This window comes from Synechococcus sp. O70.2 (genome assembly GCF_047462135.1).
Classification (GTDB): Bacteria; Cyanobacteriota; Cyanobacteriia; order Thermostichales; family Thermostichaceae; genus Thermostichus.
Window position 1 is genome coordinate 40,115 of record NZ_JANSIS010000004.1, and the last position, 14,324, is coordinate 54,438.

Annotated in this window: 15 protein-coding genes; 10 read left to right on the forward strand and 5 right to left on the reverse strand. The window is 58.3% G+C overall.

Annotated elements, in window-relative coordinates:
- Nucleotides 1–19: 19 nt before the first annotated feature.
- On the reverse strand, nt 20–793 hold the full coding sequence (locus NW812_RS05660) for an ABC transporter permease (RefSeq protein ID WP_414394872.1): 774 nt from the start codon (nt 791–793) through the stop codon (nt 20–22).
- A 59-nt stretch (nt 794–852) separates the two neighbouring features.
- Between NW812_RS05660 and purS the strand changes: the two genes are divergently transcribed.
- Both purS and purQ read left to right on the forward strand, forming a co-directional pair.
- Nucleotides 853–1,110: a phosphoribosylformylglycinamidine synthase subunit PurS gene (gene purS, locus NW812_RS05665; protein ID WP_414394874.1), complete on the forward strand. Its 258-nt coding sequence runs from the start codon at nt 853–855 to the stop codon at nt 1,108–1,110.
- Nucleotides 1,111–1,175: 65 nt separating this feature from the next.
- Entirely contained in the window at nt 1,176–1,853 is a 678-nt protein-coding gene (purQ, locus tag NW812_RS05670; protein WP_414394876.1) for a phosphoribosylformylglycinamidine synthase subunit PurQ, read from the forward strand.
- On the opposite strand, the gene NW812_RS05675 is transcribed toward purQ, so the two are convergent.
- The 3 genes from NW812_RS05675 to psbB all read right to left on the reverse strand — a co-directional run bounded on the left by NW812_RS05675 (nt 1,850) and on the right by psbB (nt 4,137).
- Complete coding sequence (locus tag NW812_RS05675) at nt 1,850–2,257, reverse strand: response regulator (RefSeq protein ID WP_414394878.1); 408 nt, start codon at nt 2,255–2,257, stop codon at nt 1,850–1,852. The two genes, purQ and NW812_RS05675, sit on opposite strands and share 4 nt — an antisense overlap.
- 163 nt (nt 2,258–2,420) lie before the next feature.
- Complete coding sequence (locus tag NW812_RS05680) at nt 2,421–2,519, reverse strand: photosystem II reaction center protein T (protein WP_414394880.1); 99 nt, start codon at nt 2,517–2,519, stop codon at nt 2,421–2,423.
- An 85-nt stretch (nt 2,520–2,604) separates the two neighbouring features.
- A complete protein-coding gene (psbB, locus tag NW812_RS05685; RefSeq protein ID WP_414394881.1) occupies nt 2,605–4,137 on the reverse strand; it encodes a photosystem II chlorophyll-binding protein CP47 in 1,533 nt (510 codons plus the stop codon).
- A gap of 351 nt (nt 4,138–4,488) precedes the next feature.
- Between psbB and NW812_RS05690 the strand changes: the two genes are divergently transcribed.
- The 8 genes from NW812_RS05690 to cobS all read left to right on the forward strand — a co-directional run bounded on the left by NW812_RS05690 (nt 4,489) and on the right by cobS (nt 13,373).
- Nucleotides 4,489–4,785, forward strand: a complete 297-nt coding sequence (locus tag NW812_RS05690; RefSeq protein ID WP_414394882.1) for a 2Fe-2S iron-sulfur cluster-binding protein — start codon at nt 4,489–4,491, stop codon at nt 4,783–4,785.
- Between the two features lie 78 nt (nt 4,786–4,863).
- Nucleotides 4,864–4,971: a photosystem II reaction center protein PsbM gene (psbM, locus tag NW812_RS05695; protein WP_414394884.1), complete on the forward strand. Its 108-nt coding sequence runs from the start codon at nt 4,864–4,866 to the stop codon at nt 4,969–4,971.
- A 342-nt stretch (nt 4,972–5,313) separates the two neighbouring features.
- Nucleotides 5,314–7,158: an NAD(P)H-quinone oxidoreductase subunit F gene (locus tag NW812_RS05700; protein WP_414394886.1), complete on the forward strand. Its 1,845-nt coding sequence runs from the start codon at nt 5,314–5,316 to the stop codon at nt 7,156–7,158.
- 18 nt (nt 7,159–7,176) lie between these two features.
- Nucleotides 7,177–8,670, forward strand: coding sequence for an NADH-quinone oxidoreductase subunit M (locus tag NW812_RS05705; RefSeq protein WP_414394888.1), 1,494 nt, complete (start codon nt 7,177–7,179; stop codon nt 8,668–8,670).
- A 58-nt stretch (nt 8,671–8,728) separates the two neighbouring features.
- Nucleotides 8,729–10,039 (forward strand): CO2 hydration protein, encoded by a 1,311-nt coding sequence (locus NW812_RS05710; RefSeq protein ID WP_414394890.1) that lies wholly within the window; start codon nt 8,729–8,731, stop codon nt 10,037–10,039.
- Between the two features lie 125 nt (nt 10,040–10,164).
- Nucleotides 10,165–10,629 carry a fasciclin domain-containing protein gene (locus tag NW812_RS05715; RefSeq protein WP_414394892.1) on the forward strand — a complete coding sequence of 155 codons (465 nt, stop codon included), beginning with the start codon at nt 10,165–10,167 and terminating at the stop codon, nt 10,627–10,629.
- Nucleotides 10,630–11,316: 687 nt separating this feature from the next.
- Entirely contained in the window at nt 11,317–12,522 is a 1,206-nt protein-coding gene (rpoD, locus tag NW812_RS05720; RefSeq protein WP_414394894.1) for an RNA polymerase sigma factor RpoD, read from the forward strand.
- Nucleotides 12,523–12,608: 86 nt separating this feature from the next.
- On the forward strand, nt 12,609–13,373 hold the full coding sequence (gene cobS / locus NW812_RS05725; RefSeq protein WP_414394896.1) for an adenosylcobinamide-GDP ribazoletransferase: 765 nt from the start codon (nt 12,609–12,611) through the stop codon (nt 13,371–13,373).
- On the opposite strand, the gene NW812_RS05730 is transcribed toward cobS, so the two are convergent.
- The gene (locus NW812_RS05730; RefSeq protein WP_414394897.1) at nt 13,304–14,317 is read right to left on the reverse strand and encodes a bifunctional riboflavin kinase/FAD synthetase; all 1,014 of its coding nucleotides are present in this window, start codon (nt 14,315–14,317) and stop codon (nt 13,304–13,306) included. The genes cobS and NW812_RS05730 overlap by 70 nt on opposite strands.
- Nucleotides 14,318–14,324: the final 7 nt, after the last annotated feature.

The following is a 14,324-nucleotide window of genomic DNA, read 5'->3' on the forward strand; positions in this document are numbered from 1 at the left end:
AGGATCCACCGAGAGCTTATTAGAACTCACGCCGGGCAAACACCAGCGCCGTCAAAATGAGCAGCAAAACGGTGTAGATCAGGCCGTAAAGCGCATCGCCAAGAAGCTGGGTGGGCGGGGGAATTTGTCCGTAAACGGCAGCATCTCTTAGGTTAAAGCGCTCCAGATCTGGCAAGACTAAGTAGATTACCTCGAACACCTTGCCGAAGCCTGTGTCTTCCACTAGCTTGCTTAACTGCAGCAGGGCACGGCTCGTGTGGCCCATAATGAACAGGGCAATGGTGTAGAGGGTAGCCAAAATCGGGGAGGTAAAAACCCCAAACAGCAGCGCTGCTGCCACAATCAGCACCAGTTCCAAAAAGGTAAAAACTGTTGCCCAGAGAACGGCCCAGGGGGAAATGGGGGCCTGCACCACCCGCAGGCTGAGCAAAAAGACAGCCGTCATCATTGCTAGCAGCACCGACAGCAAAGCCGACAGGCCCAGATGCTTGCCGACAATAAACTCCGCCCGGCTCATGGGTTTGGCAATCAGCACGTAGACCGTGCGCCTCTCGATCTCTTTATTTACCAGCCCCGTGCCGACGAAAATGGCCACCACCAGCAACAGGAAGTGGATGGCGGCCAGACCCAAATCGGCAATGATCTTGTTGTGGGCCTGGTTGGCTACCTGGGGAATCAAAACGATGGCCCCCAGCATGGCCACCGCAAACACCATCACCAGATAAAGAACGCGATCCCGAATGGTTTCCCGAAAAACATTCTGGGCAATGGCCACGACGCGCCCTGCATCCATAGGCTGGCCTCAAGCGAGCGACAACCGGCTATACACTTGTAGAAGCCCAGCTTCATTCTATGCAGTTCCAGGCCCAGATTCAGATCCACCTGCGCCCCTCGGTACTGGATCCTGCCGGGGCTGCTCTCCAGGCTAGCCTGCATCAGCTAGGGCATACCCAGGTGCAGGGAGTGCGCATTGGCAGACACATCCAACTGCGGCTAGAGGCCCCTGACGCCGAAACTGCCCGAGAGCAGGTGAGCAAGCTGTGCGAGCAACTGCTGGCCAATCCAGTAATCGAGACCTATCAAATCCAAGTGGAGCCTCTAGAGGGCTGATCTCTCACCCAGAAGCTCTCTCGCTCCAGCCCTCACCGCTTTTGCCTTCGCCCCAAGGGATCCCCATGGCCAAGGTAAGGTTTGGCATTGTTGTTTTTCCCGGCTCCAATTGTGACCGCGACGTAGCCTGGGTAACCCGCGGCCTCTTAGGCTGTCCGACGCGACTCATCTGGCACCGGGAAACCGATTTGTCAGGGCTGGATGTGGTGGTGCTGCCGGGGGGATTCAGCTACGGAGATTACCTGCGGGCGGGCGCGTTGGCTCGTTTTGCGCCGGTAATGGGGTCTCTAGCCGAGCACGTAGCCCGGGGGGGCTATGTCTTGGGCATTTGCAATGGCTTCCAGATCCTGACAGAGGCGGGCTTGCTGCCAGGGGCGCTGCTGCGCAACGCTAATCTGCACTTTATCTGCGACCGAGTGAGGATCCGCGTGGAGCGGCCAGATCTGCCCTGGACAAGCACCTACCCCCCGTCCGCCCTTGTAACCCTGCCGATTGCCCATGGAGAAGGGCGCTACGTCTGCGAGGCCGACACCCTGAAGCAGCTGCAAGATGGGGGTCAGATTGTCTTCCGCTACGATCCCGTTGCCCCTAACGGCTCGGTGGATAACATCGCCGGCATTTGCGATCCCAGCGGTCGCATCCTCGGCTTGATGCCTCACCCAGAACGCGCTGCCGACCCCGATTTGCCAGGCCAGGATGGGATCCCTTTTTGGCAGTCGATTGTGCAAAGCCTGTCCAGTTAGCCCTGCTGAGCCTGAGCCAACACCTGGCGCACTTGGTTCACCATCTCCTCGTGATCCACGACTGGCTTGGCAATGTAGCCATCGGCCCCACTCTGGGCCAAAAAAGTCTCCCGGTCGCCCCGCATGGCGTGGGCCGTTACCAAGAGGATAGGAATGGAGCTGGTGCGGGGATCCCCCTTAAGCAGCTGGGCAATGCGGATCCCGTCCACTGCCTCGCCGCGAAAGGTGCTCTGGGAGAGGGAGACATCTAGCAAAATGACGTCTACTTCACGGGCTTGGGCCATCTGCAGAATCTGCTCCACATCCTGGCTGTGAAGAACCTCAAACCCACCCCGTCGCTGCAGCACCTTCTCGAAGACGCGGGCATTGGCCGGATCATCCTCTACCAGTAGCACCTTTGCCATCGTTCCCCTGGGCTCTAGAGCCCAGCTAGCACCAACCCAAGGCAATTGTAGCGATCCCCAGGCTAGTCTCGGGGCAACTGCCCTTGCCCAGGGATCCAGGCAATTGTTTGCGCGGCCTCCTAGCCTCAGACCCTACTAGCGTGGCGGACCCAATTGGTGGGGCTTACTTCTTAGGGATCTTGGGAGTTTCGCGAAAAGCAACAGCAAAAAACAGGAGGCCTAACGTCAAAAACAGGATAAAGGTGTAGAGGATGGTTTCCATAGCAACCTCCCATGGACTCTCTAGAGCCGCCAGCACCCTGTTCCCAAAGAGAGCCGAGTGCTGACGGCTAGGAACCAAGAAAGCTCTAGGCTTCTTGCACCTTGCGGGTGGTGGGATCCCCCACTTTTTGGAAGACGCCGAATTCCACCATCTCCTCACTCATGTTCGGGTCAATGCCAGCGAACACGTCGCGGAAGAGGGTACGGGCGCCGTGCCAAATGTGGCCGAAGAAAAATAGCAGGGCAAAGACAGCGTGGGCAAAGGTAAACCACCCGCGGGGGCTGGTGTGGAAGGTGCCATCGGCCTTGGGCGTTTCACGGTCAAACTCGAAGAGCCGACCCAACTGGGCCATGCGGGCATACTTCTTAACCGTTGGCGGGTCCGTAAACACCTGCCCGTCCAACTTGCCGCCGTAAAACTCCACCGTCACGCCCACTTGCTCAAAGCTGTAGCGCGACTCGGCCTGGCGGAAGGGAATGTCAGCTCGCACTACGCCATCGGCATCTCGCAGGATGACGGGAAACGTCTCAAAGAAGGTAGGCATGCGCTGCACCGTCAGCTCCCGCCCCTCACGATCCCGGAACACTGGGTGGCCCAGCCACGCGATGGCAATGCCATCCCCTTTGTTCATGGGGCCAGCCCGGAACAGGCCACCCTTGGCTGGGTTGTTGCCCACGTAATCGTAGAAGAGCAAGGACTTAGGCAGAGAGTTGTAAGCCTCGCTGAGGGTCATCCCAGCTTCCACGGCAGCATTGACGCGCCGGTTAATTTCCTGGTTGAAGTAACCGGAATCCCATTGGTAGCGGGTGGGGCCAAACAGCTCGACAGGTGTGGTGGCGCTGCCATACCACATTGTCCCGGCTACCACAAAGCCAGCAAAGAACACTGCTGCCAGCGAGCTGGAGAGCACGCTCTCTATGTTCCCCATGCGCAGAGCCTTGTAGAGGCGTTGGGGTGGACGAACCGTAATGTGGAACAAGCCGGCAATGATGCCGACGATGCCCGCGGCAATGTGGTGGGCCACCACCCCGCCAGCATTGTAGGGGTTAAACCCGGCTGGCCCCCACTCCGGCGCCACCGGCTGCACATGCCCTGTTGTGGCATAGGGATCGCTCACCCACATCCCTGGGCCAAAGACGCCCGTCAGGTGAAACGCGCCAAAGCCAAAGCAGAGAATCCCCGCCAGGAGCAGGTGGATCCCAAAGATTTTCGGCAAGTCCAAGGCTGGCTCACCGGTACGGGGGTCCCGGAACAGCTCCAGATCCCAGTACACCCAGTGCCAGCAGGCAGCCAAAAAGAGCAACCCTGATAGAACGATGTGGGCAGCGGCTACCCCCTCAAACGTCCAGAAGCCTGGGTTGGCAACGCTCTCGCCATAGATGTTCCATCCACCCCATGAGTTGACCACTCCCAGGCGCACCATAAACGGCATGACAAACATGCCCTGGCGCCACATTGGATTCAAGACCGGATCCGATGGGTCGAAGATGGCTGCTTCGTACAGGGCCATCGATCCGGCCCAACCCGCCACCAGGGCAGTGTGCATCAGGTGTACCGCAATGAGGCGGCCTGGATCGTTGAGTACAACAGTGTGGACCCGATACCACGGTAGTCCCATAAAGCTCGATCCTCCACGTTTTCAACACTTGGGCAATATCCAGTCAAAAAGCGAAGTCAACACCCCCCTAGGTTCTGACCTGAGCAGTCCCTTCTAGCTTAAGGGGTGCCATGCCTACCTAACCTAAGGGCACACCCACTGAAAGTATTGCCGGCAGAATTTCCCTCCCAGAGATCAGACAGTATAACGAAGCGCAACCGACCTGAGTGGCTGCAGGCGGGATGCCCCTCATATTTGGCACCATCTTCCCCGATCTCTGGCCAAAGATTAAAAACATGACTTAAAATGTAACAATACTTAGCAACATCGCTCTTTCTTGGCTCAGTTCGAGCAAGGTTTTTTGGCAGAGCTATGGCAACGATTCGGTTTGTGAACGAGAACCGGGAGGTCGTCGTCGCAGAGGGGTCGAACCTGCGCCTGAAGGCGCTGGAGAACCAGGTTGACCTCTATAAGATGGTGGCCAAGCTGCTAAACTGCGGCGGCAACGGCCAGTGTGGCACCTGTGTGGTGGAGATTGTCGAGGGGGCTGAAAACCTCTCGCCACGCACAGAGGCAGAAAACCGCAAACTCAGGCGCAAGCCTGAGACCTATCGCCTCGCCTGCCAGACTAAGGTGCTGGGGGATGTTGCGGTGAGAACCAAGCCCTAGGGCTGGCTGGGTCGTTTGGGCAAGGCGCACCTGAGAATGGTATGCTAGCTGCCAGTTGGATTTGCCGCGTGCGGAGCGATGGAGACAAACTACCTGGGCATCTTGGCCACTCTTTTGCTTATCTTGGTACCTTCCATCTTTCTAGTAATCCTATACGTGCAGACTTCTAGCAAGTCGGAAAGCTAGTCGAGCAAGCTCTGGTTGCTCAGGGCAGGCAAAGGCCCTAGTAGAGCTGGCGGAAACCTAACTGGCAGTAGCCCCCAAAACTCGGCAGGGACTTCTACAGGGGGCTCTTTGCTTTTTGCAACAGAATGCAGGTGCGGCTGAAGTGGCCTGCAGGCGGGATCCCTTAGGTGGGTCTTCCTGACTTCCCAGTGTTTTTTTGGCGGATAGACTTAAGTCTACGGTCTTCATCGGAAAACTTGACTTTTGTCTATCCTAGTTTGCCACTAGGATGCCTCTTAAGATTTTTTACAGAATCTCAGCCAGCGATGGGGTCAGGCGAGATCCCGGGTCGGAAGGAGGACTATGAGCTTGAACGGGCTGGTTACAACCGCATGGTTAATTCCCCTCTATGCGCTGGTGGGGTGGGGGGGAGCGCTGATCTGGTCCCCAGGAATCACCCGCCGCACTGGCCCTCGACCGGCGGGCTACCTAAATGCGCTGCTGACTTTGGTAGCGTTTCTGCACAGTGTGGGGGCGCTGGTGGCGATTTGGGATCAGCCGGCGCAGGTGATTCGGCTGCCCTGGCTGCAGGTGGGGGATCTGGTGTTGGAGCTGCCGCTAGAGGTCTCTTCGGTAACGCTGGGGGCCTGCGCTGTGGTGACGGGGCTGAACCTGGTGGCCCAGATCTACGGCTTTGGCTACATGGAAATGGACTGGGGCTGGGCGCGCTTCTTCTCCCTGCTGGGCCTGTTTGAGGGGGGAATGTGCGCCCTGGCCATGTGTGGCTCTCTGTTTTTTAGCTACGTCATCTTGGAGATTTTGACCCTGGGCACCTACCTATTGGTGGGCTTTTGGTATAACCAGCCGCTGGTGGTCACCGGGGCGCGAGATGCCTTCCTAACCAAGCGCATCGGCGACCTCTTGCTCTTGATGGGGGTTATTGCCATTTATCCCCTGACGGGATCTTGGGAGTTTGAGGACTTGGCGGCCTGGGCAAAGGCGGTGCAGGCAGGAGCCATCTCTGTGGATCCAACTTTGCTTGCGCTGGCAGGGCTGGGCTTGCTGGCTGGACCTGTGGGCAAGTGTGCTCAGTTCCCCCTGCACCTGTGGCTGGATGAGGCGATGGAGGGGCCGATCCCTGCCACAATCTTGCGCAACGCCGCGGTGGTGGGCACAGGGGCCTGGGTGTTGATCCGCCTGCAGCCGCTCTATGCTCTTTCCCCAACGGTGTTGCGGGTGATGCTGGTAATTGGGGGGCTGACGGCAGTGGGGGGAGCCTTTGTGGCCCTGGCTCAAATTGACGCCAAGCGGGCCTTGTCCTACCTGGTGAGCGCCTACATGGGCTTGATCTTTGTAGCAGTGGGCACCGGCCATGTCCAGCAAGCGTATCAGTTGCTGCTTACCTATGCGCCGGCGATGGCTTTGCTGGTGATGGCGCTGGGCATGGTGATCTGGAACAGCATTACCCAGGATCTGCGTTATCTAGGGGGCTTGTGGTCGCGGCGTCCTATCTCAGGGCTGTGCTTCTTGACCGGAATGGCCGGAATCATCGCTTTGCCGCCTTTCGGTTCCTTTTGGGTGCTGACGGATCTGTGGCAGCAGTTGGTGCAGTCAGGGCAGGGGCTGGCGGCAACAGTTGTGCTGGTTACCAACGCGGTGACGGCACTGGGCCTAACCCGGGTATTCGGCCTTGTTTGGGGGGGTAAGCCACAGCAGATGAGCGAGCGCTCGCCAGAAGTGCATTGGCCGATGATGCTGCCCAGCACGGTCATGATGGGGGTGGTTCTGCACATAACCATGATCCTGGCGGCGCTGGGTTTGACGCCCACGCTGGAAGGGATCCCTGTTGCCCTGATGGCCGCATCCAGCCTGGTAGGCATGGGTTTGGGGGCAGTGCTCTACCTGCCGCGGGAGCGGCGGCCGGTGGACTGGGCTTTCTTGGCTGACTGGCAGGACCTATTGGCCAACGACTTCTACACTCCCAAGCTCTACCGAGCCAGTGTGGTGTTTGTGGTGCGCATCATCTCCGAGGTCACGGCGCTCTTTGACCGCTACGTGGTGGACGGCCTAGTGAATTTGACCAGTTTGGCGGTGCTGGCAGGCGGCCAAGTCCTGAAGTACACCACCTCCGGCCAGTTGCAGGCCTATGTGCTGACGATTGTGGCGGGGGTGGCTCTGCTGGGTTGGTGGTTCTCTAGGCTTGGGTAGGTCGAGGGGGTAAAGACCATGCTGAGTGCCTTGATTGGGTTGCCGATTTTGGGATCCCTGCTCCTGTTCCTGGGCTTGGGAGGGCGAAAGCTGGCGGTGGTCCTGGCCGGGATCCCGTTGGCCATCTCGCTGTTTCTATTTACCCGCTTTGACGTGCAGGCAACTGGCTTTCAGTGGGAGCAGCGGTGGGATTGGATCCCAGAGATTGGCTTGAGCTACTCCCTGGGCTTGGACGGCTTGTCCCTGCTGATGGTAGCTCTGAACGGGCTGCTTACCCTCATCGCCATCCTGACGGCTGAGCCAGAGGTGCAGCGTCCCAATCTCTTTTACGGCTGCATTCTGCTGATGAGCGGCTCGGTCAACGGGGCTTTTGCTGCGCAGAACCTGCTCTTGTTTTTCCTCTTCTACGAGCTGGTGCTGATCCCGATCTACCTACTTATTTCCATCTGGGGCAGCCCCAAGCGGGATTACGCCGCCATCAAGTTTTTGATTTACACCGCTGTCTCCGCCATCTTCCTGCTGGGGGCCTTTTTGGCTATCTACTGGCTTGGGGATCCCCATACCTTTGAGCTGGCTGAGATTCGCATCAGCTCTCTGAGCCCTGCTGCCCAAACTCTGGCGCTCTTGGCGTTGATGGTGGCCTTTGGCATCAAGATGCCGCTGGTGCCCCTCCACACCTGGCTGCCTGATGCCTACGGAGAGTCTTCTCCGCCGGTGGCGATACTGCTGGGAGGGGTGCTCTCCAAGTTGGGCACCTATGGCCTATTTCGCTTTGGGCTGCAGTTGTTTCCCCAAGCTTGGGCTGACCTAGCCGGGCTTCTGGCCTGGTGGGGGGCCATTGCCGTGCTCTCGGGAGCTTTGGCGGCTATTGCCCAAAAAGACATCAAGCGCATGGTGGCCTACAGTTCCATCGGCCACATGGGCTACATCCTGCTGGGCATGGCGGCGGCCACGCCGATTAGCTTGACGGGAGCAATGGTGCAGATGGTCTCCCACGGCCTGATTTTGGCGCTGCTGTTTGATCTGGTGGGCCTGGTGGAGCGCAAGGTAGGAACGCGGGATCTCAACGTGCTCAACGGCCTGCTCAATCCCCTGCGTGGCCTGCCCACGGTGAGTGCCCTGCTGATTTTAGGCGGCATGGCCAGTGCCGGGATCCCAGGCTTGGTGGGCTTTGTGGCTGAGTTTTTGATCTTCCAGGGCAGCTACCAAGATTTTCCCTTGCCTACTTTGATCAGCATCTGCGGCACCGGCTTGACAGCGGTGTATTTTGTGATTTTGCTCAACCGCACCTGCTTTGGCAAACTGGACAACCGCACTGCCTACTACCCACGGGTGCAGGGCTGGGAGCGGATCCCGGGCTTCGTTTTAACTGCCTTGATCGTCTGGTTTGGGATCCAGCCCATGAACTTGGTGAAATGGCCGCAACCCTTGGCGTTTACCCTCTCCACCCAGGTGGCTCAGGCCCAAACGGTTATCTTGGCCTCAGCCGGTAACCCGGATCATTCTCCCTAGCAACGAGCTCACCAGGTAGTCGGGAAACTCCCAGGAATTGAAGAGTTGGAGACTTTCCATGGCAACAACCCTAGTTGCACCTAAGCTACCTCCTTCCACTCATCCTTTTGCCGAGATAGTCCATCGCCTCGAGGCAGGGGGATCGATGCTGCCGGATACGCCGGAAAACTTGATGCAAATTATCGGCATCTACAAAGCCTATGCCATCCCGATGGACTTTTATTGGCGCGATCTGCTCTACATTGCCGAGCAGGTGTTTGTGGATCCCTTGCCCTTTTTTAAGTACATCATTCCCGAAGAGTATCTGAAGCTGGCCAACCACTACGCTGGAGATGATGCGGATCTGCGCATTTGGCGTGGTCCTGCCACGGCCCACCCAGAGCTCCTGGAGTTCATGGAAAAAGGGGAGCTCAAGCGCAAGCTGCCGCGGATCTTGCATCACCTTTGGCATGATCGCATCAACATGGAATTTGCGGAAGAGTGTATGCGGGCCATGCTCTGGCACCGAGATATGGGGGGCCTGCTGGATCCCTATATGGACTCGGAAGAATACAAGCAAAATGCCGACCGCGCCATCCGCGCCTACTGCCAAGGCAACCCCCTGTTGATGGGGCTATACAAGCTCTTCCCAGACATGTTTTTAGAGCTATGCCGCCAGGCCACCATGTACTCGGTGCTGGGCCTGTTTTGGGAGGTGATGGCCCCTGTCTTTCTTGAGATGAGCGATCTCTACGACGAGGGCAAAATTACCAGCGTGCCGGAGGCGATGAACTTCTTGGTCAGGGGGATCTTCGCCATTGCCGGACGGCCCATTTATCACCGGGTGCGCATCCGCGGAGAATGGTACGATATTGTGCCCAAATCCAAGGGATTTACCTGGCTATACGAGGCGGCTTTCCCCTACGTAGAGGCGGTGTTTTATCGCTCTTCTCCCTTCCGCGGCACCAAGTCCTATAACGCCCAGGCCAACCAAGTGCCCGTTAACCAGTTGGACTTTCACTACGGGGTTCTCTACGCCGACAAGTTTCCCGTGGCCAGTGCCGGGATCCCGCCGACGCTTTTGCACCAGGATATGTACCACTTTTTGCCCCAGTATTTAGTGGAGTATTACCGCAAGCATTGCCGCGGCGAAGATGACATGCTGATCCAGCTTGGGATTAGCTTTCAGCGCTCCATGTACAACGTCACCTCAGCCGTGATCCAGGCGGGGAGAGCAGCTTTTCTCTATCCTTTGGACGATCCCAATCCGCGACATTTGATGATGAACCGTCGTTACTTTGAGGGGCAACTCAATCGCTTCACTCGGCCGGAATACGGGATTCGAGAAGCAGCTCGCCTGGCCTACATTCAGGATCAGAACTATCGCTAGCCGACTTCAAGTCTAGGCATTGACTCTGCCCATTTTCAGTCGTATTCAGGCCAGGTAGCTCTGAAACTGCGCACCACTTTGACTTTCCTGTCATCCCAACTTCTAGCAAAATAAGGATTTTGGCCATGCCTGATATTGTCGATATTGCAGTTTCTACGGAAGGTTTCTCCACCCTAGTTACAGCCGTGAAAGCGGCAAACTTGGTGGATACTCTGAAAGGCCCTGGCCCCTTTACTGTTTTCGCGCCTACCGATGCCGCTTTCGCCAAGTTGCCCCCTGGCACCATTACCACCCTGGTGCAAAACATCCCTCAACTGACTCGCATCTTGTGTTACCATGTGGTGCCCGGTCGCCTGAAAAAGGCGGACTTGGCCAAGTATCGAAGTGTAGGCTCGGTGGAGGGATCCCCCATCGATTTGTTTATCGAAGGGGACGTGTTTGAGGTAAACAATGCTACCGTTATCCAGGCCGATATTGAAGCCGACAACGGCATCATTCATGTCATCGACACGGTGATCCTCATGCGGCCCCACTGGTTCTGGCCAATCCTGCGCTCTGCGGAAAAAGAGGGCTTAGCTAGCGCCCCCTGAAGCGACACCACCGGCAGGCAGATCCCCCACTGGGCAGGTTCCTGCTGCAAGGTATGGGTCTTGATGACCTAGAAAGCCTTGGTGGAGTTGCTCCACCGTCTCCGGCCCACCAAAATCGGCTCCTGGAGGACCCTCCGGCGCCCCGTCAAGTCGTAGGGATCCCTGACATCGGGATTGGAGCGTTGTGAGGCGGCGGGACAAAGTTTAGATTTTCTTCACCTGCCCCGTTGCTGTTTCCCCAAGGGCGGGCTAATTTAGGGAAGGCGTTTGGTGTGAACGGCTACAGCTGCCTGCAGGGATCCCTTGCCGGCGGCTGTGGTGTGCTCCTTCCTCCAAGCGTGGGGAGGGGTCGAGGTAGCCAGCCCTTCCAGGAGGCGCCTTGCCCTGCGCCAGGGAAGAGCAAAAGGTGGGCTTCCTCAATTTCGAGGGGGCTTGCCTGTCCAACAAGTTTTGCACCAGTTTCATTGAGCCCCATGAGCCACCGTTGCTTCGAGAGTAACCCCAGCCCTTGGCTGTCTAGAAGCGGGCCAGCTTGCCTAGCGCGAGCGGGGTCTAGTTCTGCAGCTCTTGGCGCCCTAGAGCTAGCGTTCTGGGTTGCAGTGGACTTGGGACTTGCTGCTTTTGCCTTGGCGTCTAGAAGCTCTTAGTTGCCTCCAGCTTTGTGATTAGCGTCACGAGGAAATCAGCATGGTGCAAGCAAAAGAGTTGGTGACATCTGGTCAGACGGCTCTTCTCGACTCGGATCTGGAAAGCTCCTCTTCCATCCTCCTGGATGCAGACAATGGAGCGGATCCCCTCGAGTTTGAACTGGATGCCAGTGACCCTGAGGCTTTGGACGAGGAGGAGGGCGACGAAGAGTTCCTCGAGGAGGAGGATGAGGCTACTGCCGCCAAAGGGCATGCGAAACGCAAATCGGCCAGCAAGAAAAAGGTCTACACCGACGACTCTATTCGCGTCTATTTGCAAGAAATTGGGCGCATTCGCCTCCTGCGGCCTGACGAAGAAATTGAGCTAGCGCGAAAAATTGCCGATCTGCTGGAGCTAGAGCGCGCCCGTGAGGCCGTTTTCGAGCGAATGGGCCTCTGGTCCAGCCCGGAGGAGGTGCCGGAGGAGCTATGGGCAGAGGAAGTCAAAATGCCCTTGCCGGAATTCCGGCGGCGCCTACACCAGGGGCGGCGGGCTAAAGAAAAGATGGTGCAGTCCAACCTGCGGCTGGTAGTCTCTATTGCCAAGAAATACATGAACAGGGGTCTCTCCTTTCAGGATCTGATCCAGGAGGGCTCCCTAGGCCTCATTCGGGCAGCCGAGAAGTTTGATCACGAAAAGGGCTACAAGTTTTCCACCTATGCCACCTGGTGGATCCGCCAAGCCATCACCCGCGCCATTGCCGATCAATCGCGCACCATTCGCCTGCCGGTTCACCTCTACGAAACCATCTCGCGCATTAAGAAAGTCACCAAGCAGCTTTCCCAGGAGTTGGGCCGCAAGCCCACGGAAGAGGAGATCGCCACTCGCATGGAAATCACCATCGAGAAGCTGCGCTTCATTGCCAAGTCGGCTCAGCTTCCTATTTCCTTGGAGACCCCTATTGGCAAAGAAGAGGACTCGCGGCTGGGAGACTTTATTGAGTCGGAGGGAGAAACTCCCGAGGAGCGGGTGGCCAAGATGTTATTGCGGGAAGATCTGGAAAGCGTTTTGGCAACCCTCACCCCTCGCGAGCGGGATGTGTTGAGGCTGCGCTATGGGCTGGATGACGGCCGCATGAAAACCCTGGAGGAGATTGGCCAAATCTTTAACGTTACCCGAGAGCGCATCCGGCAGATCGAGGCCAAAGCGCTGCGCAAGCTGCGCCATCCCAATCGCAACAGCGTGTTGAAAGAGTACATCCGCTAGCCGGGCCCAGTTAGACCTGGCTGCTACCTTCCCAGATCCTGGGAGGCTGGATACCAGCTCCTCGAAGGGAAGAGGATCAAAAACCAGTGCGGCGTTTCTGGGCAGCTCTAACTTTCTACACCGCCTTGCCCCTAGGACGGGCAGCAGATCTGCAGTTTGAGGGCATCGCCGCCTGGCTGCCGGCGGTGGGTCTATGCCTAGGCGGGATCCTCTTTTTGGCCTCCCTCTTGCTTCAGGTTTTTCCAGCGGGAGTACGGGCAGCTTTACTGGTAGCCCTGTGGGTGGTGTTAACCGGGGGGCTGCACCTGGATGGGGTGGCCGATACCGCCGATGGCCTGGCGGCCAATCTCCACACCAGCTCAGAGCAGTCAGCCAGCAATTCCCACCGCCTCCAAGTGATGAGCGACAGCCACACGGGAGCCTACGGGGTACTGGCCCTAGGGCTGGTGCTGCTGTTGAAGTTTGCTGCCCTGAGTAGCCTACAAGTCTGGCCCCTCCTGCTCTTGGTGCCAGCCTGGGGTCGCTGGGGCCAACTGCTGGCCATTGCTCTCTACCCCTACTTGCGGGAGCAGGGATCCGCCCGCTTCCTCAAAGACTCCACCTCCCTGCCGGGATCCCTGTGGCCGGGCACCCTGCTCCTAGGGGTTACCACAGCCGGTCTGGGGGGAAGCGGGATCCTGGCCTGGGGGCCTCTGCTACTTTGGACGCTGGGCGCTGCTCTGGGAGCCTTGGCCGTGGGCCACTGGATCTACCGCCAACTGGGAGGACACACGGGGGATACCTACGGGGCTACGGTGGAGTGGTCTGAGGCAATAGCCCTGCTGTGGGGATCCCTGATTAAGCTCTCCTGAGGTCTCTCTTGCGCTGGGAGAGGAACCGGCTCCGCCAAGCCCAATTGTTGCCGAGCCTTCTGGCAATCCTGCTGGATTTGGTGGATCAAGTCCGCCACTTTGGGGAAGCGCCGCTCTGGGCGGATAAACCCCTGCAACGCCACCCGCACCTCCTGCCCGTAGAGATCGCCCGTCCAATCCAGCAGATGCACCTCAACCGTGTGCCGCAGCCCAGCAAACGTAGGACGGTAGCCGATGTTCATCACTCCTGGCAGAGCTCCCGCGGCAGCGGGCACCTCCACCCAGGCGCTGTACACTCCGTTGCGGGGCAAGAACTTCTCGGGCGGCAGGCGCAGATTGGCAGTGGGAAAGCCCAGCTCCCGTCCCCGGCGATCCCCTGGCACCACCTCTCCAATGAGCCGATAGGGACGACCCAAGAGCTCTGCGGCTGCTGCTACCTCCCCTGTAGCTAGGGCGGCGCGAATGCGGGAGCTGCTGACTCGCTTCCCGTTTAGTTGCACCTCTGGGATGACCTCTACTGGAATACGGCACTGGGATCCCCAGGCCTTCAGAGTTTGGGCGTTGCCGGAGCGGCGATGGCCAAAGCAAAAGTCCCAGCCAACGCTGAGGTGGCGAACGCGCAACCCTTGTTCAAGAACTGTCTGGATGAAGTCGTGGGGAGGCTGGCAAGCCAGGGCAGGGGTAAAGGGGAGCAGCACCACCTGCTCAAAGCCCATTTCAGCCAACAGCGCCAGCTTCTCCGCCGGTGGAGTCAGCAGCCATTGCTTTTGCCCCGTCAACACCTCCTGCGGGTGGGGATGAAACGTGAGAACCGTGCGCACCCCCTCTGGGGAGTCTCGAATTGGCTGCAGCACTTTCTGATGGCCCAGGTGCAAGCCATCGAAGTTACCAATGGCAACGGCAGTGGGCCGCAAGGCTTGAGCCAGATCAGAAGTTACATGCACCGCTTGG